Raw genomic sequence first — 22,894 nt, forward strand, 5'->3', positions numbered from 1 at the left:
CCGATCGTCGTATTCGTTACGTCACCGAGACGTTTTTTGCGTTCTCTCCGTGACGATTTCGATCGGTGTCCTTGGCTTGGTTCTATCTCGAAGCGGCCCGGCGGTATCCCCGGATTGCGGGATAGAGGAAGACTGCGATCATTCCGAACGACCAGGCAAAAGTCTTGAGTACAGGCTCGAGGACCGGCCCGCCGAGAGACATTCCACGCATAGCTTCCACCGCCACGGACATGGGCTGTGCTGCAATGACGGGCTGCAACCAGACCGGATATGCCATCGTCGGGACAAAACCGCTGTTGAAGAACATGAGCAGGGTGCATCCGATGGAGACGATCTCTACGAGTGGGAGATTCTCGGACACTGTGGCAAGAGCGGTCACCATCACGGCAAATCCGATTCCGAATGCGATCGGCAGGAGAACCATGCCGATCGCAGCTACCGGACCTTGATTGAATCGGAACCCGGCAAGACATCCGACTCCGATGATGACGATGGTCGTGAGGAGAACCCGCACGGCTTCCGCAATCATTCGACCCACCAAACCGGAGGCGCGATGGGCGGGAAGAGTCCAGAAACGACTGAGTAGCCCACTGGTCATTTCGCCTCGAAGACCGACGGCACTCGCAATGGAACCGAACATCGCCCCGACCAGAATGATCAACGGAACTGTGCCGTAAATACTGGGCTGCCCGGTTGCGGCGCTGATCGAGTTTCCGAGAACAACACGAAACATGATGAGTGTCAGCGCTGGGTACAGAAGTGCTTGGATCGCGGTGGATGGGTCACGCGCCCAATTGATCAGAAGGCGTTTCGCCTGGATCAGACTGTGAGTCCAGAGCGCCTGCGTCGAGCCTTCCGGAAGTGCCGCATCAGGTACGGGGAAATTCAGGGTGCGCCCGTTGCTCGGTTGCGCCGAATTGTCGACTGCCGTCATCACGACCGCCTCGTGCTTGCCCAGTATGCGAGCGGAGCACACACAGCGATCAATCCGACCGACCACATCACTACGGGGAACATGGTGTTCCAGGTGACTCCGCCTTGAGCGAGGTCACGCATGGCGAAGGAGAACTGTGACACCGGCTGATTACGTACGAAGGGACGGATCCACTCGGGGAAACCGGTTTCCGGGACGAAACCACAGGAGAGCATCCCGAGGATCAGCTGGGGAAGAGTCAGTGCCTGACTCGTAGCTTGAGGACTCTTGGACAGCGAACCGATGGCATCGGCGCCGAATGACAGACACGTGCTGAACACCAGCGCCAAAGTGCAGAACAGTATTGCCTGATTGAGGCCTTCGGCGAATCGGAATCCGATTGCGTGCCCGTAGATGAGGGCAGCTGTCAGAGAGAATACTGATCGAACGAAGCCACTACTCATCCGCGAGAGCAGGGGAACTGCGCCGTAGACGGGCATTGTCTGCATCCTGGAACTGAAGCCTGTGATCCGCTCCTTGGCAGCCATCTGAGCAGCTGAAATCGAGGTGAAGGCCATAGCCTGCAACACGATGATCGGCATCAGGAACTGGGCGTAGTCGATGCCTTGCAGTTGCATCACAAACTTCAACGGCAGGTAGAAACCGACAGTGAAAATCAGTGGGGCAATCACCGCGATGACAAGTTCGTAGCGACGGATCATCGAGCGCAACGTACGGCCCGTCAGTACCCACCACTGCATGACTGCTGAGGGGTTAGGGCGTCGATGCCGCCCGACGCGCGTGGCGGCCGGAACCGAAATCTCCCGAAGAGACACCTTCTGCAGCGACAAGTTCGTAGTCGGGTATTTCGTCGTAGCGGTCACGACACATCACCGGCTTTACCGGCGTCGGCGGTTGACTGATGACCGGTCAACGAGAGGAAGACATCGTCGAGGGACGGACGCCTCAAGGCGATGTCGGCGAGGGGGATTCTGGCATGGTCCAAACGTCGAAGCGCCTCGGCGAGCGTCGCGGAACCTCGCGGAGCGGGGATTGCGATCTTGCCGCTGTCCCGGGCCAGATCGAATTGAAAATCCGGCGGGAGCAGGTTGCCCAAGGCGTTGGCGACAGCGCCGAGCATGTTGGTATCCGTCGGCACGATCTCACAGAAGCTTGCTCCGGTGCGCGCCTTCAGTTCGTCAGCGGTTCCCTCGGCGATAACCGAACCCTTGTCGATCACGATGATGTTGTCGCTGAGAAGATCGGCTTCCTCGAGGTACTGAGTTGTCAGCAGAACAGTGATGCCCTGATCCTTCAGCGTCTGCACGAGATTCCACACGCTCTGCCGACTGCGGGGATCCAATCCTGTCGTCGGCTCGTCGAGGAATACGACCTCGGGGCGAACGACGAGGCCACAGGCGATGTCGATACGGCGACGCATGCCACCGGAATAGTTGGCGACGGTTCGAGCGCCGGCTTCGACCAGATCGAATTCTTCGAGGAGATCAACTGCTCGCTGCTTGGCAGAGGCGCGATCGAGTCCCATCAGGCGCGCGAACAGTTCAATGTTCTCCCGGCCGGTCAGAGCATTGTCGAGGGCCGCGAACTGGCCGGTCATCATGATCGAGCGTCGAACCTCCGCGGCATTGCGCACGGCGTCGTATCCGGCGATCATGGCGCGGCCACTGTCCGGACGGATGAGCGTCGAGAGCACTTTGACGGTTGTGGTCTTGCCTGCGCCGTTGGGTCCGAGGATGCCGAGAACCGATCCTTTGGGGGCCTGGAAGCTGATGCCGCGCAGGGCGTGGACATCTTTGAAGGACTTGTGAACGTCCTCCACGACTACGGCCGCATCCGTGGGAAAGGGCATTAATTCTCCGCTGTCTACATGAAGATGGTGGGGCTACCTGGTGGCTTGATGTGCCGATGCGGCCGATGGTGAGGCCGAAATGGGCACCGAGTGGATGGCCCGCACGGATTGCGGGAACCTTGATTGTGTATCTCCGAACGCCTTGAGCATGTTACCGGAGGTTGTCCACGCAACTCGGGGCGAAGACGGCCCCGCCGGACCCTTTTGCCTGGTTCCATGAGCAAGTGTGCAGTTGGGCGCCAATCATTTTGTGTGGCATTGCACACTTGTGACCGCCTGTCCGATGACTGATGTCACGCGAACATTGGTGTTCCGAGATGGTGTTCCGAGATGGTGTATCGAGTGATAGCCTGCCGTCCATGGGTGCCTTGCTTTCAGTTGTCGTTCCGGTATATAACGAAGAAGAATATATTTCGGATTGTCTCGAGTCTTTGTTGCAGCAGGGCGAAGATATTACTGAAATATTGGTTGTCGACAATAATTCGACAGACGGAACCGCTGAGATAATTCGTGATTTCGAGCGCCGGTCTCCTAAGATTCGATATCTGTTGGAAACTCAGCAGGGCGTCGTGTTTTCAAGAAACCTGGGGTTCAATTCAGCTCAGGGTGAGTTGATCGGGCGAGTAGATGCGGACACGAGGGTGTCTGCAGGTTGGGCCAGTGCGGTCTGCGAGTTTTTCGCCGCGCATGAATTCGATGCTGTTACCGGGTTCTCATTGTTCTATGACTCGCCTTTTGCGACCGTGCAACGCTCGGCGGTTGCCAAGCAGGATGCTCTCGGTAAATTCTCGGGTCTGAAAGATGCGCCCTCTCTCACCGGTTCGAACATGGCTATCCGGAAATCTGCGTGGGAAATTGTGCAAGATTCTGTCACTGATCGAAGAGATTTTCACGAAGATGTCGATCTGTCGTATTGCTTACTTGACCGTGGAATGAAATTTGCTCAGGATCTTTCGATGCGAGCGGAAGTTTCCGGTCGTCGCGGAGAAACCGGACCGATAGAGTTTCTTTCTTACAACAAAGCTTCCATCCTTACGTTGAAGCATCACGGCGCGATGACGCGTCGACTGCGCCTGATGATTTTCCGCAGTTCGATATTGCATGCGGTGTTATGGCCCGTCTACCGAATGTATGACAAAGACACGGACAAGCTGTCTTTGAAGAGGCTTTTCTTCCGGCCTTCAGCGCGGCAGATGCCAGTTGATTCGGGAGATCGCTGACTAGAGAAGAGATTTGTCGACGCCCAGGGTGTCGAACAGTTTTCGGATTCCACTGAAATCCTGAACCAGCAGTTCGGACCCGGGGGAATGCTTGACGTCCTCGATCATCCGGTTCCCGCCGGTGATTCCCTCAGCCTCCATGATCGCTTGCCAAGCTCCGAAGTCATTGCCGGCAAAAGCGGCCATCGCTTCGGCCGCACCGTCGGCGAAGCGTCGACGCGCATCGGCGTCGAGAGCCTCGAACACGGAAACGGCCAGAGCGTCGGCAATGGATGCGTGACAGAGTTCGTCCCGATTGTGGAGTCGGACCGTCGCGCGGTTCACCGGCTGAATATCTTCACCGTCGATGATCACGTCGAGGTACGAGCTGATCGAGATTTCCGCGACTGTCATGTATGCCAGGGAGATAACTGCGCGTGAGCGAGCATCCGGGCACTCGGCGAGCGCCCGCGCCCGGCTCCGGACCGTCTGTACTTCCGGCAAAAGCTTTGCCGGAAGCGATAATCCGCGTCCACGACGGGTCAAAGAACTCGCGTTGAGGTGCATCAACGTGTGGTACTGCTCGTCGACCATCGCCTGATTCACCGCTACTTCGACGGAATCGCCGAATCCGATGTCGAGCGCATCCAGGGCAAGTAGTTCGAACCCCGGATTGACCACCGTTCGTTCGATATCCATCACGTTCTTGTTGAAGGCGATCCATGCCCAGGCTCGGAGCCGTACTTGTTGTTCAGGCGTGAGTGCCCGGTAAGTGGGGTGCTGCGCGAAGGGAAGTAAAGAGTCCGGATAGTCGAGCTTTGTGGTGTCGAAGAGATCCTCGAGTTCGAGCTCGGATCGCTTGACGGCGGCTCGGCGCGACCAGTTCTCGGCAAGCCGACGGACGATTGCACTTTCGGCAGGATCCTCGGCATCGAAACCGGGAAGTGTCGGTGGAGCTACTCCGTGTCTCATCGATCTGTCCTACTTCCGTGAGCCGATCTCCTCGAAGACCCGCCGGCACAGGGTGTCCAACTCCTCTGATCGGCTCCCGAGTCCCTCGGCGGCAGATTTCACCACGTCCGAGAAGTTCTCCAGATCCCCGGTTGCCGAGTCCAGTCGGACGCATGCCGTGATCAAGGCCTTGCGGGCGGCCTCCGCATAGGGGTTGCCCGCTTGAACGTCCCAATACACCTCGGGTTCGCCGTTCACGATTCGAGCCAGCAACGCCGACAGCGTCCGGTGTGGGGGAGCCTCGACGCCGGCGACTTCTTCGGCGCTCACGTCGAGTTCTCCCAGTGCAAGGCCGAAAGCCAGTACCGATGCGTGGGTCAAGGCCTGAGTTGCCGCGGCCAGGCGGTCGTGACGATCCGGGTCCATCACGGAAACCGTTGCTCCCCACACCCGTAGACTTTCGACAAAATCTGCACCTCGTGGACCGCCCACGTACGGAACGGCGATGATCGGGCGTCCCGCTGGGCCGAGCGAGGGCCGGAACATCGGATTGACCCCGAGGAATTCTCCCGTCCGGCCCGAATTTTCGACGGCAACCGACATTCGAGACTTGACCGACAACGTGTCGACGATCAGGGCATCGGGGCGAACGACTCGCACAAGTGTGGGTAAGGCTGCTAGTGCGACACTTTCTGCCACGGCCAGGATGATGATGTCGGCTGAGGCGAGGGCCCGGAGCACGATGTCGTCCGGACCGGTGATATCGCCACGGAGAGGGCTGTCCGGGTCTGCCGGATCGAGAATCGCGACGGAACTTCCGTCTCGGCGCATGAGATCGACAATCATGGATCCGACAGCTCCGGTACCCCCGACCACGATCACGTCGTCACACCCAGTCGGCGACATCACCACTACCTGCCGAGTTCGTCGGTGTGACTGGCAACGACGTCGAGCGCACGAAGCAAAGTCGACGCCTTGACCGTTGTTTCGTCGAACTCTTCCTCGGCGTCGGACAAAGCAGTTATGGCGCCGCCGATGCCGAAACTGACACCCGTAGACGTAGCGACCAACGAGCGGATGACGATCGACAAATCAGCAGCGCCGCCGAGCGCAAAATATCCGATGGATCCGGAATACACTCCGCGAGGACCGGATTCGAGACGGTCGATGATCTCCATGGTTCGCACTTTCGGCGCTCCCGTCATGGATCCGCCCGGAAATGCGGCCCGAACGCAATCGACAGCAGAGCACTCTGCGCGCAGTGAACCGCGGACGGTCGACACCATCTGATGGACCGACGAATACGATTCGATCCCGAACAACCGTGGAACATGCACGCTGCCGGGAACGCAGACTTTTGCGAGGTCATTTCGTGTGAGGTCAACGATCATCAGGTTCTCGGCGCGGTCCTTTTCACTGTCGAGTAGGTCCTGTCGCAGCGCCGCATCCCGTGCTCGGGTGACGCCTCGAGGTCGTGTGCCCTTGATGGGTTTGGACTCGACATTGCTTTCGGAGTCGACGCGCAGAAACCGTTCCGGGGAGGCGGAAATCACCGCGATTCCGGTGAAATCGAGCAGTGCGCTGTAGGGGGTCGGGTTGATGCCACGCAAGAACTCGAAAGTGCGTCGGGGATCAATCGTCTCGGTGACACTGGCCATGTTGGTCAGGCATACCTCGTACGATTCGCCGACGCGGATCTGTTCGAGTGCATCCTCTATCAGGGCCAGGTATCGATTCCGGTTATGACGCAGACGTGCTTGTGTCCAGACGGTTTCACTGATCAGGGGAACCGGGATCCGCTCCCCGGTTGCAGCACCGATGTCGGCCAGAACGTCGACGGTATGCGCGAGCCAGTCGTCATCGACTGTGCTGTCCCGATCTCCGCTGTTCCAGTCTTCCGGCGACGAGTTCTCGCGTAGACGCAGAATGTGTGTCCGACCGGCAGTGTGGTCTATGACAACAGCGCGGTCGGCAAAGACGAACGCAGCGTCGGGAGTATCTGCGGAGTGCGCCGAAACGCCACCGGTCTGCGCTTTCAGCTCGTACCCGAGATACCCGACATATCCGAGGTTGAAGTCGAGTTCCGGATCCGCCGGAATGAACCGTGTGGCCAGTTGCCCATCCAGATAGTCGAAGAAGGGAACATGAATGTTCTCTTCCGGCAATCCCATTCGAGCAACTGTGACAACTCCGCTTCCCACGTCGTACGTAATGAACTCGGCCAGTTGTCCGGAAGCGTCACCCATGATCGTGAACCGAGCGTCGGGTTCCGACGTCGCGGCTCGATCCAGCCAATACGCGTTGGGGCCGTCGGCGAACAAGGCGGCATACGCGGCCGAAGGATCCACCGCGAAATCAAGACGAACCTTGTCGACTCGGTAGGACGACGCGGGGCGCAGGCTCGATGCGTGCACCGGTGGAGCCTGGTGCATGACGGACTCGAGACTTCGCCCGATCGACAGATCGCGGAAATTGGTCAGCAGTTCGACCCCGAATTCCGTACTGATCGATTCGGGGTGGAACTGAACTCCCCACATCGGCTTTGTCCGATGCCGCACGCCCATGATCAAGCCGTCCGACGTCCAGGCGGTTCGAACAAAGGCGTCCGGGAGATTCTCGACGGTCAGCGAGTGATAGCGGACGGCACGAAACGGAGAGGGCAATCCGGCGAAGACTCCCGTGCCGTCGTGGTCGACGAGCGAAATTCTGCCGTGCATGGGCGTCGGTGCGAGCACGACGTCGGCACCGAACAGTTGACAGAGCCCTTGATGCCCGAGGCAGACCCCGAGTAGGGGGAGTGGACCTTCCTCGATGAATCTTCGGCTGATTCCGAAGTCACGCTCCCGATCGGGCCGGCCTGGGCCTGGCGAGATCACGACGTTGTCGAACGCGGCAAGGTCGAGGGAGTCCCAGTCTGCGTCGTTGGTGATAACGGTGGGTACGACGCCGTTGACCTTGGTGAGCAGTGTGAAGAGGTTGTATGTGAACGAGTCGTAATTGTCCACGAGGAGCGTGCGGGAACTCATGACGATGATCCTGATCTCGGGCCGACGGATTCCCGAACAGTCTCCTCCGCTGTGGCTTGGCCGTCGATCACCAGGTCTTCGAGTCGGCAGGTCTCGGAGATCAGGAGTTTGTACAACGATTCGAAGAACTCGGGTGACAGGCCGTGCCGAAGGGCGAATTGTCGAGCCCGTTCCTGCACGAGGTGCACACGCCCGGGTTGCATCATCGGAACGTTGCTGACCCGTTTCCACTCTCCGATCTGCTGGCAGAGCAGCAGTCGTTCGCGGACCGCCTCGAGCAGCGTGGCGTCGATGGCGTCGAGTTCGCGGCGAAACTGTTCGAGATTGTCGATCCGAGCATCATCTGACTCGGTCGCATGCTCTTGGGTGGGACGGGTCGAGGGCTGGAAGTCGTCCACGGTGCCTCCTGCTGGCGCTCGGTCGGAGGCGACGCCGACCGATGCCCGAACCACGCTCAGACACCAGACACCGGTACCCCGACCGGACATCGCCGTTCGAGAAGGTGTTCCACCAATAGGACGCCGCGAAACAACGAAAATTCTTCTCCGAGCAGCTTTCCTCCCGCGTTCCGATTGGATATCGATTGCGTGAATCAGCTTGCCATTCAGCATTTTTGGTCCTTGTTTACTTCTTCGTGACCCACGTCGTGATCTGGGCATGCACAACTTCCTTGCCCGCAGAATCGAAAATCGAAATCGGTACGACCAGTTCGGTGCCGGTCGTGATGGAATCGAAATCAGGCAGGGCGTCGAGTTGTGCCACTGCACGGAGGCCCGTCTCGGCTTTGGCGAGATATTCGACGGTCATCGACTTCGGAATCCATCGGTGAGTGTCGGGAACCGTTGCTTCACTGAGCATTCCCATAGCGACCTCCGCGAGATTGCAGGCTGCGATCGCGTGAAATGTTCCCAGATGGTTATGCACACCCCACCACTTCGGCGCCCGAACCTCGCACAATCCCGGTTTAAGTTTGGTCACGCGGGGGACTATCGACGCGAAGTACGGGACTCGAACTGACATGGCCAGGGAGAAAAGTGCATGCCCGACGGCGTTGTCCGGGAGTCGCTGCCAGCCGCGATAGGTAGGGCTTGATGTCGTCATTCAACTATCTTACTTCCGAGTAAGTTCACTGTCGCGCGCATCACGTAACTCGACTAAGTCAGAGGAGTTGAGTAATCCGGCCGGCTACGGCATACTGGTCGGGTTGCCTTGTCTGGGACACGGTCGCTTGCGGCCGAGGACAGTCAAGGGTGAGACGTCACGAGTAGTCAGTGTGAGACCTCAGGGAATCAGGCCGATGATCGTGACCAAGTAAGACGAGATGTAAAAGCACGACGGAAGCAGTACCTACTTTGTGTTCGAATTCGAACACGTCCGGTACGCATCAAGCGCCAGATGATCGAAAGATTGTCCGGTGCAGGATGAGTGAGAGAGCGACACGCCCGACCGCGTGTACCGGAGAACAATGACAAACGAACAGCGGCAGCGGATCTGGATACGTCCCGATCGCTTAAGTGTTCGTCGTGTCATCGTCCAGGCAAGGACTGTGCAGACGAGGTAGCTCGAGCCTGACCAGGTGGGCTACGAAACGCGGCAAGAAAAGGACACTAAGCGTGGCGGGACAAAAGATCCGCATCAGGCTCAAGGCCTACGACCACGAGGCGATCGACGCGTCAGCGCGCAAGATCGTCGAGACGGTAACCCGTACGGGTGCCCGCGTCGTTGGACCTGTGCCGTTGCCGACCGAGAAGAACGTATATTGCGTCATCCGCTCGCCGCACAAGTACAAGGACTCGCGCGAGCACTTCGAGATGCGTACTCATAAGCGGCTGATCGACATTCTCGACCCGACGCCGAAGACGGTTGACGCGCTTATGCGTATCGACCTTCCGGCCAGTGTCGACGTGAACATTCAGTGACGGCGGAGACAAAAACAATGACTGATACCAAGATCAAGGGAATCCTGGGCACCAAGCTCGGCATGACCCAGGTCTTCGACGAGAACAACCGGGTTGTCCCGGTCACCGTCGTCAAGGCTGGGCCGAACGTCGTAACCCAGATTCGTACCGAAGAGCGTGACGGCTACAGCGCCGTTCAGCTTGCGTTCGGCGCAATCGACCCGCGCAAGGTGAACAAGCCGGTTTCCGGCCAGTTCGCCAAGGCTGGTGTGACCCCGCGTCGCCACGTCGTCGAGCTCCGCATTGCGGATGCCTCCGGCTACGAGGTCGGCCAGGAGCTCACCGCCGAGGTTTTCGAGGACGGCGCATTTGTCGACGTCACCGGAACCAGCAAGGGCAAGGGCTACGCCGGCGTCATGAAGCGTCACGGCTTCAAAGGACAGGGTGCATCGCACGGTACCCAGGCTGTTCACCGTCGCCCGGGCTCCATCGGTGCCTGCGCAACCCCCGGTCGTGTCTTCAGGGGCACGCGGATGGCTGGACGCATGGGTAACGACCGCATCACAACGCAGAACCTCTCGGTCCACAAGGTGGATGTCGAGAACGGTCTGCTGCTGATCAAGGGAGCGATCCCGGGCCGCAAGGGTGGCCTCGTGATCGTCAAGAGCGCAGTGAAGGGTGGTGCACGGGCATGACCAGCACCGAGACCAAGTTGACCCTGGACGTCAAGGTTGCCGGCGGCAAGACCAACGGCACCGTTGATCTCCCCGCTGCGCTGTTCGACGCGCCGGCCAACATCGCGCTTCTCCACCAGGTTGTTGTCGCGCAGCTCGCAGCTGCTCGTCAGGGAACCCACTCCACCAAGTCCCGCGGTGAAGTCCGCGGCGGTGGCAAGAAGCCGTACCGCCAGAAGGGCACCGGCCGCGCACGCCAGGGCTCGACTCGCGCTCCTCAGTTCGTCGGTGGCGGTGTCGTTCACGGCCCGAAGCCGCGTGACTACAGCCAGCGCACCCCCAAGAAGATGATTGCTGCCGCTCTGCGCGGGGCTCTCTCTGACCGTGCACGCAACGAGCGCATCCACGTGATCACCGAACTGGTTGCAGGGCAGACGCCTTCGACCAAGGGCGCAATGGCGTTCCTCGGCGAGATCTCGGATCGCAAGAAGCTGCTGCTCGTAGTGGGTCGTCAGGATGTAGCCGCTTGGAAGAGCGTGCAGAACCTGGAAGGCGTGCATCCCATTGCACCCGACCAGCTCAACACCTACGACGTGCTCAATGCGGATGACGTCGTGTTCAGCGTCGAGGCGCTCAACGCGTTCATCCACGGGCCCGCCGAGACCGCCCAGGAAGACAACAAGGAGGAGGCCAAGTGACGACCATCGCTGACCCCCGCGACATCCTGCTGGCACCGGTCATCTCCGAGAAGTCCTACGGACTGATCGAGGAAGGCACCTACACCTTCCTGGTGCACCCGGACTCGAACAAGACGCAGATCAAGATTGCCGTCGAAAAGGTCTTCGGTGTCACTGTGACCAGCGTCAACACCGCCAACCGTCAGGGCAAGCGCAAGCGGACGAAGTTCGGTTACGGAAAGCGCAAGAACACCAAGCGCGCTCTCGTGACTCTCGCCGCCGACAGCAAGCCCATCGAGATCTTCGGAGGACCGGTCGCGTAAGCGCCGGGACTTGACGAGACATAGAGGACGAGAAGACTCATGGCAATCCGTAAGTACAAGCCGACAACACCGGGCCGTCGTGGCTCGAGCGTTTCGGACTTCGCCGAGATCACTCGGTCGACCCCCGAGAAGTCGCTGGTTCGCCCGCTGCACGGTCGCGGTGGACGTAACGCACACGGTCGTATCACCACCCGTCACAAGGGTGGCGGACACAAGCGTGCATACCGACTGATCGATTTCCGTCGCAACGACAAGGACGGAATCCCGGCCAAGGTCGCTCACATCGAGTACGACCCCAACCGCACAGCAAACATCGCACTCCTGCATTACGCAGACGGTGAGAAGCGCTACATCATCGCCCCCAAGGGCCTGGTGCAGGGTTCACCGATCGAGTCCGGTGCAGGCGCCGACATCAAGCCGGGCAACAACCTGCCGCTGCGCAACATCCCGACAGGTACCACCATCCACGGTGTGGAACTGCGTCCCGGCGGCGGTGCCAAGATGGCCCGTTCCGCAGGTGCCAGCATCCAGCTGCTGGGTAAGGAAGGCGCCTACGCCACGCTGCGTATGCCTTCCGGTGAAATCCGCCGCGTCGACGTGCGCTGCCGCGCATCCGTCGGCGAGGTCGGCAACGCCGAGCAGTCGAACATCAACTGGGGCAAGGCCGGCCGTATGCGTTGGAAGGGCAAGCGCCCGACCGTTCGTGGTGTCGTGATGAACCCGGTCGACCACCCGCATGGTGGCGGCGAGGGCAAGACCTCAGGTGGACGCCACCCGGTCAGCCCGTGGGGTAAGCCGGAAGGCCGTACCCGCAAGAACAAGGCAAGCGACAAGATGATCGTCCGTCGCCGCCGCACCGGCAAGAACAAGCGCTAGGAGGGAGTGAAGGATGCCACGCAGCCTTAAGAAGGGCCCGTTCGTCGATGACCACCTCCTCGCGAAGGTGGATGTACAGAACGAAAAGGGAACCAAGCAGGTCATCAAGACCTGGTCCCGTCGTTCGACAATCATCCCGGACTTCATCGGCCACACGTTTGCGGTTCATGACGGCCGTAAGCATGTCCCCGTGTTCGTTTCCGACTCCATGGTCGGACACAAGCTCGGAGAGTTTGCACCGACCCGTACGTTCAAGGGTCACATCAAGGATGATCGGAAGGCGAAGAGGCGATGAGCAACACCGAAACCGCCAACCCGACTGCCAAGGCAGTAGCACGCCACGTGCGCGCTACGCCGATGAAGGCACGTCGTGTTGTGGACCTGGTCCGCGGGCGCTCGGTTGAAGACGCCCTGAACATCCTCAAGTTCGCGCCGCAGGCAGCGAGCGAGCCGGTCGCCAAGGTGATCGCCTCCGCAGCAGCCAACGCCCAGAACAACCTCGGTCTCGACCCGAGCACGCTTGTCGTTGCTACGGCGTTCGTGGACGAGGGCGCGACCCTCAAGCGGTTCCAGCCGCGTGCACAGGGACGTGCGTTCCGCATTCGCAAGCGCACCAGTCACATCACCGTGATCGTGGAGAGCCTGCCGACGTCCGGAACATCGACCCGTAATCGCCGGAAGGGAAGTGCTCAGTAGTGGGCCAGAAAATCAACCCGCACGGCTTCCGCCTCGGCATCACCACCGACTGGAAGTCTCGCTGGTACGCAGATAAGCAGTACGCGGAATACGTCAAGGAAGACGTTGCAATCCGTAAGCTCCTCGCCACCGGCATGGAGCGCGCGGGTATTGCAAAGGTCGAGATCGAGCGCACCCGTGACCGTGTTCGTGTGGATATCCACACGGCACGTCCCGGAATCGTCATCGGCCGCCGCGGCGCCGAAGCCGATCGCATTCGTTCCGAGCTCGAAAAGATGACCGGCAAGCAGGTTCAGCTGAACATCCTCGAGGTCAAGAACGCAGATGCCGAAGCACAGCTCGTCGCACAGGGTGTGGCCGAGCAGCTCTCGAACCGCGTTGCTTTCCGTCGTGCAATGCGCAAGGCCATTCAGTCGGCCATGCGTCAGCCGAACGTCAAGGGAATCCGCGTTCAGTGCTCCGGTCGTCTCGGCGGCGCCGAGATGTCCCGGTCGGAGTTCTACCGCGAAGGCCGTGTGCCGCTGCACACGCTTCGTGCGGACATCGACTACGGCCTCTATGAGGCCAAGACGACCTTCGGTCGCATTGGCGTCAAGGTCTGGATCTACAAGGGCGACATCGTCGGTGGCAAGCGTGAGCTCGCTGCCAACACGGCCGCACCGGCCGGGGATCGCCCGCGTCGTGAGCGTCCGAGCCGTCCCCGTCGTTCCGGTGCCACCGGCACCACTGCGACGAGCACCGAGGCCGGTCGCGCAGCGACCGCAACCGCCGATGCTCCCGCAACTGAACAGAATCAGGAGGGCTGACGCATGTTGATCCCAAGGCGGGTCAAGCACCGCAAGCAGCACCACCCGAGCCGTTCGGGTGCCGCCAAGGGCGGTACCCAGGTCACCTTCGGCGAGTGGGGTATCCAGGCTCTCGAGCCCGCATACATCACCAACCGTCAGATCGAGTCCGCTCGTATCGCGATGACCCGGCACATCAAGCGTGGCGGCAAGATCTGGATCAATATCTTCCCGGATCGTCCCCTCACGAAGAAGCCGGCCGAAACCCGCATGGGTTCCGGTAAGGGTTCGCCCGAGTGGTGGATTGCCAACGTCAAGCCCGGACGCGTTCTGTTCGAGATGACATACCCCAACGAGGAGATTGCACGTGAGGCCCTGCGCCGCGCGATGCACAAGCTCCCGTGCAAGTGCCGGATCGTGACCAGAGAGGAGCAGTTCTGATGGCTACTGGAACCCCAGCAGCAGAGCTCCGCGAGCTCAGTGAAGACGAGCTGGTCACCCGGCTCCGTGAGTCGAAGGAAGAGCTTTTCAACCTTCGTTTCCAGATGGCTACCGGCCAGATGGACAACAACCGACGACTGCGCACCGTTCGTCACGAGATTGCGCGCGTCTACACCGTCCTGCGTGAGCGTGAGCTCGGACTCGCTACGGGTCCGGATGCAGGTGACGCGGCATGAGTGAGGAAAAAGCAGTGAGCACAGAAGAGCGCGCGAGCCGTAAGGTCCGTGTCGGATACGTAGTTTCCGACAAGATGGAAAAGACGATCGTGGTCGAGCTCGAAGACCGCGTCAAGCACAAGCTGTACGGCAAGATCATCCGCCGTACGACCAAGGTGAAGGCGCATGACGAGAACGGCGTTGCCGGCGTCGGCGACCGCGTTCAGCTGATGGAAACCCGTCCGCTGTCTGCGACGAAGCACTGGCGTCTCGTCGAGGTCCTCGAAAAGGCCAAGTAAGCCTGATCGTTGATCTCGAGCTGATCGAGAACCACCGAATGGCCCGCTTCCCCTTTGGGGGAGTGGGCCATTCGGCTTCGAAGGGACATCCCGGTGTTACCTGCCAGGTTTGCGTTTGCCCACGTGGATTTGGTAATCGGGGGAGTGTTCCCTACAATAGAACGGTTGCCTGTGGCAGAGGTGTGTCTTCACGTGCGCAGCTCGACCGGTGCTTGCAGTGATCGTCCTGCCGATGAACTTCGGTGGGACTGCAGCTCAGACACGACGCAGGTAGCAACAATGACCGCGCGCACCGGGTCGGTAATCCGTTGCGTACGAAATTCCAGGTCTAGGGAGATCAAGTGATTCAGCAGGAGTCGCGAGTTCGCGTCGCTGATAACACGGGTGCCAAGGAAATCCTTTGCATCCGCGTTCTCGGCGGTTCGTCACGTCGCTACGCCGGGATCGGCGACGTTATCGTCGCCACCGTCAAAGACGCCATCCCGGGCGGAAATATCAAGAAGGGTGAGGTCGTCAAGGCCGTCATCGTTCGCACCACGAAGGAGCGCCGTCGTCCGGACGGTTCCTACATCAAGTTCGACGAGAACGCCGCAGTGCTCATCAAGGCTGACAGCGATCCCCGTGGAACTCGTATCTTCGGACCCGTCGGCCGTGAGCTGCGCGAGAAGAAGTTCATGAAGATCGTTTCGCTCGCCCCGGAGGTGCTGTAATGAAGGTGCACAAGGGTGACACAGTTCTGGTCATCGCCGGCAAGGACAAGGGCGCAAAGGGCAAGGTCATTCAGGCCTACCCCGCGACCAGCAAGGTCCTCGTCGAAGGCGTGAACCGTATCAAGAAGCACACCGCGGTTTCCGCGAACGAGCGCGGAGCATCCTCCGGCGGCATCGTTACGCAGGAAGCCCCGATCCACGTTTCCAACGTTGCAGTCGTCGACTCGGACGGAAACCCCACTCGCGTGGGCTACCGCACCGATGAAGAGTCCGGCAAGCGCGTTCGGGTTTCCCGGAAGAACGGGAAGGACATCTGACATGACCTCCACCGAAAACAAGGCCCTGCCGCGCCTCAAGGCACGCTACCGGGCTGAGATCAAGGACGCGCTTAACAGCGAGTTCCAGTACGCCAATGTCATGCAGATCCCCGGTGTCGTCAAGGTTGTCGTCAACATGGGCGTCGGCGACGCTGCCCGTGACGCCAAGCTGATCAACGGCGCTGTCCACGACCTGTCGCTGATCACGGGCCAGAAGCCTGAGATCCGTAAGGCTCGTAAGTCCATCGCGCAGTTCAAGCTCCGCGAAGGCATGCCGATCGGCGCACGCGTCACCCTCCGTGGCGACCGCATGTGGGAGTTCCTGGACCGCCTCGTGTCCGCGGCACTGCCCCGTATCCGCGACTTCCGCGGCCTGTCGGGCAACCAGTTCGACGGCAACGGCAACTACACGTTCGGCCTCAACGAGCAGTCGATGTTCCACGAGATCGATGTGGACAAGATCGATCGCCCCCGTGGCATGGACATCACCGTAGTGACCACCGCAACCAACAACGAGGAAGGCCGTGCACTGCTCAAGCACCTCGGCTTCCCGTTCAAGGAGAACTGAGCGCATGGCTAAGAAGGCATTGGTCAACAAGGCCAACAAGAAGCCGAAGTTCGCGGTTCGCGCTTACACTCGCTGCCAGCGCTGCGGTCGCCCGCACGCTGTGTTCCGCAAGTTCGGCCTGTGCCGTATCTGCTTGCGCGAGATGGCGCACGCAGGCGAGCTGCCCGGAGTTCGCAAGAGCTCCTGGTGATCTGAGACCCTTGGGTTTCGTTTCGTCACACTTCTGAATGGGCGTGGGTTCCAAAGGAACCCTCGCCCATTCGGCATTTCTATGCGTTCTGTACTGCCTTCCGGTGGAGCTGTCGAGCCTCCCGAGGTGTAGTGGGATCACTACACTGTGGCCCCGGTTTGGATAGAACAGCATTGTTCCGTACACTAGAGCGGTTGCCGTGGCTGTCGCATGTTTGCGATCAGCTCGGTGCGGTAACTTACGTCGTCCGACAGAAGTTGGGCGGCCCAGCCGAATTGCTGGAGGCCCACGGCCGGACTTGTCCGGTGTTGTATGGGAACCACAGCGAGAAAGGTGTCGAGGTCGAGATATGACCATGACTGACCCCATCGCAGACTTTTTGACGCGTCTGCGCAACGCCAATACGGCGTACCACGATGAGGTGAAGCTTCCCCATTCGAAGATCAAGGCAAACATTGCCGAGATCCTCAAGCGCGAGGGCTACATCTCCGACTTCCGTACCGAAGACGCAACTGTGGGCAAGACCCTCATTGTCGATCTGAAGTACGGCCCGAGCCGTGAGCGCAGCCTTGCCGGCGTGCGACGCGTCTCCAAGCCCGGTCTCCGGGTTTACGCGAAGTCCACTAACCTGCCCAAGGTTCTGGGCGGCCTAGGCGTGGCGATCATCTCCACGTCCACCGGCCTGCTCACCGATCGCCAGGCGGCCAATCAAGGAGTAGGCGGGGAAGTCCTCGCCTACGTCTGGTAAGGGAGGCCACCACAATGTCGCGTATTGGAAAGATTCCGGTCAACGTCCCCGCGGGCGTCGACGTTACGATCGCCGGCCAGGATGTCACAGTCAAGGGGCCCAAGGGCACCCTGGCACTGACTATCGCCGAGCCCATCGAGATCGCCAAGGCTGAGGACGGCTCCCTGAGCGTCACTCGCCCCGACGACGAGCGTCGCAGCCGTGCGCTGCACGGCCTGTCGCGGACCCTTGTTGCGAACATCATCACTGGTGTTACCGAGGGTTACACCAAGAAGATGGAGATCCACGGTGTCGGTTACCGTGTGGCACTGAAGGGCAAGGACCTCGAGTTCGCGCTCGGCTACAGCCACCCGGTCCCGATCGAGGCTCCCGAAGGCATCACCTTCGTCGTCGAGTCGCCCACCCGGTTCTCGGTGTCCGGCATCGACAAGCAGAAGGTCGGGCAGATCTCGGCCAACATCCGTCGTCTCCGTCGTCCGGACCCGTACAAGGGTAAGGGCGTGCGTTACGAGGGTGAGCAGATCCGCCGCAAGGTCGGAAAGACGGGTAAGTGATATGAGCCAGACTGCAAACCAGAAAGCCAAGCGGGTTCCGCTGGGCAAGGATGCGTCCACCAAGCGTCGTCTCTCGAAGACGCGTCGTCACTTCCGTCTTCGCAAGAAGGTGTCCGGCACGCCCGAGCGTCCCCGTTTGGTCGTCAACCGGTCCTCGCGCCACATCCACGTTCAGCTCATCGACGACCTGGCAGGCCACACGCTGGCTTCCGCGTCGACGATCGAAGCCGACGTGCGAGTGGCCGAAGGCGACAAGAAGGCTGCGAGCGCAAAGGTCGGTCAGCTGATCGCCGAGCGCGCCAAGGCTGCCGGCGTGGAAGCAGTTGTCTTCGACCACGGCGGACACGGCTACCACGGTCGCATCGCGGCTTTGGCAGACGCGGCTCGCGAAGGCGGGTTGAAGTTCTGATGACTAACATTTTCTACGGAAGGACAGCCTGATGCCGGGACGTCAAAGGCGTGACGGCGGAAGCGGACCCGCCGGACAGAATGGCCCCAACAGCGGTGACAATGCCAACGCTCGCGGGGACAACCGCGGTGGCGGACGTGACCGTCGCGACGGCGGACGTGGCGGAAACGCTGCCGAGAAGTCGCAGTTCATCGAGCGCGTTGTCACGATCAACCGCGTCTCCAAGGTCGTCAAGGGCGGTCGTCGCTTCAGCTTCACCGCACTGGTGATCGTCGGAGACGGCAACGGACTCGTCGGCGTCGGCTACGGAAAGGCCAAGGAAGTTCCCGCGGCCATCCAGAAGGGTGTCGAGGAGGCTCGCAAGAGCTTCTTCCGCGTCCCGATGATCGGCAACACCATTACTCACCCCGTTCAGGGTGAGGCTGCTGCCGGCATCGTCATGCTCCGCCCGGCAAGCCCCGGTACCGGCGTTATCGCCGGTGGCGCGGTGCGTGCCGTACTGGAGTGTGCTGGAATCGCGGACATCCTGTCCAAGTCGCTCGGTAGTGACAACGCCATCAACGTCGTTCACGCGACCGTTGCTGCGCTCAAGGATCTGCAGCGTCCCGAGGAAGTTGCGGCTCGCCGTGGCTTGACCCTCGAAGAGGTTGCACCCGCCGGCATGCTGCGCGCTCGCGCACAGGCTGCTGGGAGTGTGAAGTAATGGCAGATCTCAAGGTCACTCAGATCAAGAGCATCATCGGGACCAAGCAGAACCAGAAGGATTCTCTGCGCACGCTGGGTCTCAAAGGCATCCGTCAGACCGTTGTTCGTGAGGACAACGCACAGAACCGCGGTCTGATCAACGTGGTGCGCCACCTCGTAACAGTTGAGGAGGTCTAACCATGACCATCAAACTGCATCACCTGCGCCCCGCACCCGGATCCAAGTCCAACAAGATTCGTGTTGGTCGTGGTGAAGGTGGCAAGCGCGGTAAGACCGCAGGCCGCGGCACCAAGGGCACCAAGGCACGTAACACCGTGCGCGTGGGCTTCGAGGGTGGACAGATGCCGCTTCACATGCGTCTGCCCAAGCTCAAGGGCTTCAAGAACCCCTTCCGCACCGAGTACCAGGTCGTCAATGTCGGCGACATCGCCCTGCTGTTCCCCGAAGGTGGAGCAATCACGGTCGAGGATCTCGTTGCCAAGGGCGCAGTTCGCAAGAACCAGCTCGTCAAGGTTCTGGGCGACGGCGAACTGACAGTTGCCGTTCAGGTGACCGTCAACAAGTTCACCGGCTCTGCCAAGGAAAAGATCGCTGCTGCCGGTGGTACCACCACCGAGCTGTAAGTGATCGCGCTTAGCTAGTTCGATGGCCACAGTGCAGCATTTGCTGTGCTGTGGCCATCGGCATCTACGCTGGATTTGCCTGTGAAGGCGCCCCCTCGAAGGGGCCCGAACGGTTGGTTGTATCTTCGGCTTACCCGATTTTCGTGGTCTGCCCGCTTAGTTCCCATATGCGGCTGTTAGAGTTCTGAAATTCGGCAGATCAATCGGTCTGTCTCCCTACCGTCGTGCCAGGAGGATCTTTGCTTTCCGCCTTCGTTTCGGCCCTCAGGACCCCCGACCTGAGGCGGAAGATCCTTTTCACCCTCGGCCTCGTTGCCCTGTATCGGGTCGGCGCAGTTCTGCCATCACCTGGTGTGGACTACGCCCGCGTGCAAACCTGTATCGACATCGCCAATTCAGGTGATTCAGCAGGTATCTACTCGCTGATCAACCTGTTCTCCGGTGGTGCGCTGCTGCAGCTATCCGTGTTTGCTATCGGCATCATGCCGTACATCACGGCGAGCATCATCGTGCAGTTGCTGACCGTGGTCATTCCGAAGTTCGAGGAACTTCGCAAGGAAGGTCAGTCCGGCCAGGCCAAGATGACGCAGTACACGCGTTATCTGTCCATCGCCTTGGCAGTGCTCCAGTCGACGGGCATCGTTGCGCTCGCAGCTAGGGGTCAGCTACTCCAGGGTTGCGATGACATCATCGCGGACAAGTCGATTTTCGGTCTGATCATCATTGTGCTGGTCATGACTGCCGGTGCAGCCCTCGTCATGTGGTTCGGCGAAATCATTACCGAACGCGGCGTCGGCAACGGCATGTCGCTCCTGATCTTCGCCGGTATCGCTTCGCGAATTCCAGGTGAGGGTAGTTCCATCCTCAGCAGTCGTGGCGGTCTCGTATTCGGCTTCGTCTGCTTCGCGGCGCTCTTGATCATTGCCGGCGTCGTCTTCGTCGAGCAGGGTCAGCGTCGTATCCCGGTGCAGTACGCGAAGCGCATGGTCGGCCGTAAGATGTACGGAGGGTCTTCGACCTACCTGCCTCTCAAGGTCAACCAGGCCGGCGTCATCCCCGTGATCTTCGCGTCGTCGCTGCTGTATCTGCCAAACCTGATCGCGCAGCTGACCTCGGCGAGCACTGCCGTAGATCCCAGCTGGTGGCAGCGGATGATCAACACCTACCTGGTCAACCCGGCCAACCCGGTGTACATCCTGATCTACTTCGGTTTGATCGTGTTCTTCACCTACTTCTACGTCGCCATTACCTTCAATCCTGAAGAGCGTGCCGACGAGATGAAGAAGTTCGGCGGATTCATCCCAGGTATTCGTCCGGGTCAGCCGACTGCGGATTACCTCAACTACGTGCTGAGTCGCATCACCCTGCCAGGTGCGATTTACCTCGGCACCATTGCTGTTCTGCCCAATCTGTTCCTCGATATGGGGAGCGGTGGTGGCGCGCAGAACCTGCCGTTCGGTGGCACCGCGGTGCTGATTATGGTCAGCGTCGGCCTCGACACCGTCAAGCAGATCGAGAGTCAGCTAATGCAGCGTAACTATGAAGGGTTCCTCAAGTGAGACTTGTCCTCCTTGGTCCTCCCGGTGCCGGCAAGGGCACCCAGGCCGCGATCCTGTCCGAGAAGTTCGGAGTTCCCCACATCTCCACGGGTGATCTGTTCCGCGCGAATATCGGCCAGGCCACCGCTCTCGGCGTGGAAGCAAAGAAGTACATCGATGCCGGCGAACTCGTTCCCAGCTCGATCACGAATGACATGGTGAAGGCGCGCGTGTCCGAACCGGACGCCGCAAACGGTTTTCTGCTCGACGGATTCCCGCGTTCGGTCGAGCAAGCAGAGGCCCTCGAAGGCATCTTGAAGGATCTCGACGCCAAGCTCGACGGCGTTCTGTCCTTTGTGGTCGACGAAGACGTCGTGGTCGAGCGCATGCTCTCCCGCGGTCGTGCAGACGACACCGAAGATGTCATCCGTAATCGACTTCGGGTGTACCGCGACGAGACGTCACCGCTGTTCGACTACTACAAAGACAGCGTTGTCTCCGTTGACGCCATCGGCGAGGTCGAAGAAGTTAATGCACGCGCACTGGCAGCGTTGGCCAAGTAATGGTCTTCGGGCGTAAACGCAAGGTTGTTCCGTTCCGCTCCGCGGGCGAACTCGATGCGATGGCTGCGGCCGGCGCGATAGTGGGTTCGGCATTGGTGGCGGTACGCGCTGCGGCAAAGCCCGGTGTCAGCACCCTCGAACTGGATGCGGTAGCAGAATCTGTGATTCGCGATGCCGGTGCAGTTCCGTCGTTCCTCGGGTATCACGGTTTTGCCGGTTCGATTTGTTCCTCAGTGAACGACCGCGTCGTTCATGGAATCCCGACGGCCGGGGACATCCTCGCCGAAGGGGATCTGGTGTCCATCGACTGTGGCGCAATTCTCGAGGGCTGGCATGGTGACTCGGCGTGGACCTTCGGCGTCGGCAAGCTGAGCGAAGCCGACGAACAGTTGAGTGAAGCAACGCGGTTGTCGATGGATGCCGGTATTGCCGCGATGATCGCCGGCAACCGACTCACGGACGTGTCGCACGCAATCGAACTGGGCACGCGTGCAGCTGAGAAGTTGCATGGCCGTGCCTACGGAATTGTCGACGGCTACGGCGGGCACGGTATCGGGCGCGAGATGCATATGGATCCGTTCCTCGCCAACGAAGGGGCCCCGGGAAAGGGTCCTGAGTTGGTGATCGGTTCTTGCCTGGCTATCGAACCGATGCTGACGTTGGGAACAACGGACACGGTGATTCTCGAGGACGACTGGACTGTGGTTACGGCTGACGGTTCGCGTGCTGCTCATTGGGAGCACACGGTTGCCGTCACCGAAGACGGTCCGAGAATCTTGACGCTTCGACCGGAGTAATTCGGATCTGATGCTCGACAAGTGTTGGCGGCGAGAGTAATTCGCTTGCAGAAAGTCCCGGCCCTGTATGGGGTCGGGACTTTTTTCTTGCTCTCGGCTTCAGCTGGGAGGTGGACGCAAGGAGGCGAGTGGGGGAGGCGCATTTGGCCTGGTCGTTCTTCTCGCGTAGCATAGCTAGGCGGTGCGCCATGCGTGTCGACAGCTTGTGTGTGTAGGACTGCCGCTACGGGGAATCGCCGCACCAGTCGATGTAAAAATCATGTCGATGAAGAAACCATTGCGTGCCAATGTAACGGAAGCCGATGCACGAAGCATGCCAAACCAAACGG

General features: G+C 60.2%; 33 protein-coding genes. 25 read left to right on the forward strand and 8 right to left on the reverse strand.

What is annotated here, in order from left to right:
• Positions 1 to 82: 82 nt before the first annotated feature.
• Genes QM600_RS17095 through QM600_RS17105 form a run of 3 tightly spaced genes read right to left on the reverse strand, consistent with a single transcriptional unit; the run spans position 83 to position 2,783 of the window.
• Complete coding sequence (locus tag QM600_RS17095; RefSeq protein ID WP_283262693.1) at positions 83 to 934, reverse strand: ABC transporter permease; 852 nt, start codon at positions 932 to 934, stop codon at positions 83 to 85.
• Positions 934 to 1,797 carry an ABC transporter permease gene (locus QM600_RS17100; protein ID WP_283262694.1) on the reverse strand — a complete coding sequence of 288 codons (864 nt, stop codon included), beginning with the start codon at positions 1,795 to 1,797 and terminating at the stop codon, positions 934 to 936. Before QM600_RS17100 ends, QM600_RS17095 begins: the two co-directional genes overlap by 1 nt.
• Positions 1,794 to 2,783 carry an ATP-binding cassette domain-containing protein gene (locus QM600_RS17105; RefSeq protein ID WP_283262695.1) on the reverse strand — a complete coding sequence of 330 codons (990 nt, stop codon included), beginning with the start codon at positions 2,781 to 2,783 and terminating at the stop codon, positions 1,794 to 1,796. Before QM600_RS17105 ends, QM600_RS17100 begins: the two co-directional genes overlap by 4 nt.
• A gap of 359 nt (positions 2,784 to 3,142) precedes the next feature.
• Between QM600_RS17105 and QM600_RS17110 the strand changes: the two genes are divergently transcribed.
• On the forward strand, positions 3,143 to 4,003 hold the full coding sequence (locus QM600_RS17110; RefSeq protein WP_283262696.1) for a glycosyltransferase family 2 protein: 861 nt from the start codon (positions 3,143 to 3,145) through the stop codon (positions 4,001 to 4,003).
• On the opposite strand, the gene QM600_RS17115 is transcribed toward QM600_RS17110, so the two are convergent.
• The 5 genes from QM600_RS17115 to QM600_RS17135 all read right to left on the reverse strand — a co-directional run bounded on the left by QM600_RS17115 (position 4,004) and on the right by QM600_RS17135 (position 9,060).
• Positions 4,004 to 4,954, reverse strand: a complete 951-nt coding sequence (locus QM600_RS17115) for a diiron oxygenase (protein ID WP_283262697.1) — start codon at positions 4,952 to 4,954, stop codon at positions 4,004 to 4,006. It lies immediately after the preceding gene.
• Positions 4,955 to 4,963: 9 nt separating this feature from the next.
• Entirely contained in the window at positions 4,964 to 5,839 is an 876-nt protein-coding gene (locus tag QM600_RS17120) for a prephenate dehydrogenase/arogenate dehydrogenase family protein (protein WP_283262698.1), read from the reverse strand.
• A gap of 5 nt (positions 5,840 to 5,844) precedes the next feature.
• On the reverse strand, positions 5,845 to 7,959 hold the full coding sequence (gene pabB / locus QM600_RS17125; RefSeq protein ID WP_283262699.1) for an aminodeoxychorismate synthase component I: 2,115 nt from the start codon (positions 7,957 to 7,959) through the stop codon (positions 5,845 to 5,847).
• Positions 7,956 to 8,357, reverse strand: coding sequence for a chorismate mutase family protein (locus tag QM600_RS17130; protein ID WP_283262700.1), 402 nt, complete (start codon positions 8,355 to 8,357; stop codon positions 7,956 to 7,958). The genes pabB and QM600_RS17130 overlap by 4 nt, the downstream gene beginning before the upstream one ends.
• A gap of 226 nt (positions 8,358 to 8,583) precedes the next feature.
• Entirely contained in the window at positions 8,584 to 9,060 is a 477-nt protein-coding gene (locus QM600_RS17135) for a hotdog fold domain-containing protein (protein WP_283262701.1), read from the reverse strand.
• A 512-nt stretch (positions 9,061 to 9,572) separates the two neighbouring features.
• On the opposite strand from QM600_RS17135, the gene rpsJ reads away from it, so the two are divergent.
• From rpsJ to map, 24 genes are all read left to right on the forward strand, one after another.
• Entirely contained in the window at positions 9,573 to 9,878 is a 306-nt protein-coding gene (rpsJ, locus tag QM600_RS17140; protein WP_003938093.1) for a 30S ribosomal protein S10, read from the forward strand.
• A gap of 17 nt (positions 9,879 to 9,895) precedes the next feature.
• Positions 9,896 to 10,552 carry a 50S ribosomal protein L3 gene (gene rplC, locus QM600_RS17145; RefSeq protein WP_283262702.1) on the forward strand — a complete coding sequence of 219 codons (657 nt, stop codon included), beginning with the start codon at positions 9,896 to 9,898 and terminating at the stop codon, positions 10,550 to 10,552.
• Entirely contained in the window at positions 10,549 to 11,229 is a 681-nt protein-coding gene (gene rplD / locus QM600_RS17150) for a 50S ribosomal protein L4 (protein ID WP_283262703.1), read from the forward strand. The genes rplC and rplD overlap by 4 nt, the downstream gene beginning before the upstream one ends.
• Positions 11,226 to 11,531: a 50S ribosomal protein L23 gene (rplW, locus tag QM600_RS17155; protein WP_033231379.1), complete on the forward strand. Its 306-nt coding sequence runs from the start codon at positions 11,226 to 11,228 to the stop codon at positions 11,529 to 11,531. Before rplD ends, rplW begins: the two co-directional genes overlap by 4 nt.
• Positions 11,532 to 11,570: 39 nt before the next feature.
• Positions 11,571 to 12,407 carry a 50S ribosomal protein L2 gene (gene rplB / locus QM600_RS17160; protein ID WP_094271908.1) on the forward strand — a complete coding sequence of 279 codons (837 nt, stop codon included), beginning with the start codon at positions 11,571 to 11,573 and terminating at the stop codon, positions 12,405 to 12,407.
• Positions 12,408 to 12,420: 13 nt separating this feature from the next.
• A complete protein-coding gene (gene rpsS, locus QM600_RS17165; RefSeq protein ID WP_003940820.1) occupies positions 12,421 to 12,702 on the forward strand; it encodes a 30S ribosomal protein S19 in 282 nt (93 codons plus the stop codon).
• Positions 12,699 to 13,103 carry a 50S ribosomal protein L22 gene (rplV, locus tag QM600_RS17170; RefSeq protein ID WP_243620845.1) on the forward strand — a complete coding sequence of 135 codons (405 nt, stop codon included), beginning with the start codon at positions 12,699 to 12,701 and terminating at the stop codon, positions 13,101 to 13,103. The genes rpsS and rplV overlap by 4 nt, the downstream gene beginning before the upstream one ends.
• Entirely contained in the window at positions 13,103 to 13,909 is an 807-nt protein-coding gene (gene rpsC / locus QM600_RS17175; RefSeq protein ID WP_094271910.1) for a 30S ribosomal protein S3, read from the forward strand. The genes rplV and rpsC overlap by 1 nt, the downstream gene beginning before the upstream one ends.
• Before the next feature lie 3 nt (positions 13,910 to 13,912).
• Positions 13,913 to 14,329, forward strand: coding sequence for a 50S ribosomal protein L16 (gene rplP / locus QM600_RS17180; RefSeq protein WP_243620847.1), 417 nt, complete (start codon positions 13,913 to 13,915; stop codon positions 14,327 to 14,329).
• Positions 14,329 to 14,565, forward strand: a complete 237-nt coding sequence (gene rpmC, locus QM600_RS17185) for a 50S ribosomal protein L29 (protein ID WP_243620848.1) — start codon at positions 14,329 to 14,331, stop codon at positions 14,563 to 14,565. Before rplP ends, rpmC begins: the two co-directional genes overlap by 1 nt.
• Positions 14,562 to 14,843: a 30S ribosomal protein S17 gene (gene rpsQ, locus QM600_RS17190; protein ID WP_003941020.1), complete on the forward strand. Its 282-nt coding sequence runs from the start codon at positions 14,562 to 14,564 to the stop codon at positions 14,841 to 14,843. Before rpmC ends, rpsQ begins: the two co-directional genes overlap by 4 nt.
• Before the next feature lie 341 nt (positions 14,844 to 15,184).
• The gene (gene rplN, locus QM600_RS17195; protein WP_003940951.1) at positions 15,185 to 15,553 is read left to right on the forward strand and encodes a 50S ribosomal protein L14; all 369 of its coding nucleotides are present in this window, start codon (positions 15,185 to 15,187) and stop codon (positions 15,551 to 15,553) included.
• Positions 15,553 to 15,870 (forward strand): 50S ribosomal protein L24, encoded by a 318-nt coding sequence (gene rplX, locus QM600_RS17200; protein WP_094271914.1) that lies wholly within the window; start codon positions 15,553 to 15,555, stop codon positions 15,868 to 15,870. The genes rplN and rplX overlap by 1 nt, the downstream gene beginning before the upstream one ends.
• Before the next feature lies 1 nt (position 15,871).
• Positions 15,872 to 16,438 carry a 50S ribosomal protein L5 gene (rplE, locus tag QM600_RS17205; RefSeq protein ID WP_094271915.1) on the forward strand — a complete coding sequence of 189 codons (567 nt, stop codon included), beginning with the start codon at positions 15,872 to 15,874 and terminating at the stop codon, positions 16,436 to 16,438.
• 4 nt (positions 16,439 to 16,442) lie between these two features.
• On the forward strand, positions 16,443 to 16,628 hold the full coding sequence (locus tag QM600_RS17210) for a type Z 30S ribosomal protein S14 (protein ID WP_033231372.1): 186 nt from the start codon (positions 16,443 to 16,445) through the stop codon (positions 16,626 to 16,628).
• Between the two features lie 349 nt (positions 16,629 to 16,977).
• Positions 16,978 to 17,376 (forward strand): 30S ribosomal protein S8, encoded by a 399-nt coding sequence (rpsH, locus tag QM600_RS17215; protein ID WP_094271916.1) that lies wholly within the window; start codon positions 16,978 to 16,980, stop codon positions 17,374 to 17,376.
• Between the two features lie 14 nt (positions 17,377 to 17,390).
• On the forward strand, positions 17,391 to 17,930 hold the full coding sequence (rplF, locus tag QM600_RS17220; RefSeq protein ID WP_094271917.1) for a 50S ribosomal protein L6: 540 nt from the start codon (positions 17,391 to 17,393) through the stop codon (positions 17,928 to 17,930).
• A gap of 1 nt (position 17,931) precedes the next feature.
• Positions 17,932 to 18,339 (forward strand): 50S ribosomal protein L18, encoded by a 408-nt coding sequence (gene rplR, locus QM600_RS17225; protein ID WP_094271918.1) that lies wholly within the window; start codon positions 17,932 to 17,934, stop codon positions 18,337 to 18,339.
• 31 nt (positions 18,340 to 18,370) lie between these two features.
• On the forward strand, positions 18,371 to 19,042 hold the full coding sequence (gene rpsE, locus QM600_RS17230; protein ID WP_283262704.1) for a 30S ribosomal protein S5: 672 nt from the start codon (positions 18,371 to 18,373) through the stop codon (positions 19,040 to 19,042).
• Entirely contained in the window at positions 19,042 to 19,221 is a 180-nt protein-coding gene (gene rpmD, locus QM600_RS17235; RefSeq protein WP_003940751.1) for a 50S ribosomal protein L30, read from the forward strand. The genes rpsE and rpmD overlap by 1 nt, the downstream gene beginning before the upstream one ends.
• A 2-nt stretch (positions 19,222 to 19,223) precedes the next feature.
• Positions 19,224 to 19,667, forward strand: coding sequence for a 50S ribosomal protein L15 (rplO, locus tag QM600_RS17240; protein WP_283262705.1), 444 nt, complete (start codon positions 19,224 to 19,226; stop codon positions 19,665 to 19,667).
• 239 nt (positions 19,668 to 19,906) lie between these two features.
• A complete protein-coding gene (gene secY, locus QM600_RS17245; RefSeq protein ID WP_283262706.1) occupies positions 19,907 to 21,226 on the forward strand; it encodes a preprotein translocase subunit SecY in 1,320 nt (439 codons plus the stop codon).
• The gene (locus QM600_RS17250; RefSeq protein ID WP_283262707.1) at positions 21,223 to 21,768 is read left to right on the forward strand and encodes an adenylate kinase; all 546 of its coding nucleotides are present in this window, start codon (positions 21,223 to 21,225) and stop codon (positions 21,766 to 21,768) included. The genes secY and QM600_RS17250 overlap by 4 nt, the downstream gene beginning before the upstream one ends.
• The gene (gene map / locus QM600_RS17255; RefSeq protein ID WP_283262708.1) at positions 21,768 to 22,565 is read left to right on the forward strand and encodes a type I methionyl aminopeptidase; all 798 of its coding nucleotides are present in this window, start codon (positions 21,768 to 21,770) and stop codon (positions 22,563 to 22,565) included. The genes QM600_RS17250 and map overlap by 1 nt, the downstream gene beginning before the upstream one ends.
• Positions 22,566 to 22,894: the final 329 nt, after the last annotated feature.

Origin of the sequence: Rhodococcus sp. IEGM 1379 (genome assembly GCF_030056815.1) — a bacterium.
Classification (GTDB): Bacteria; Actinomycetota; Actinomycetes; order Mycobacteriales; family Mycobacteriaceae; genus Rhodococcus_F.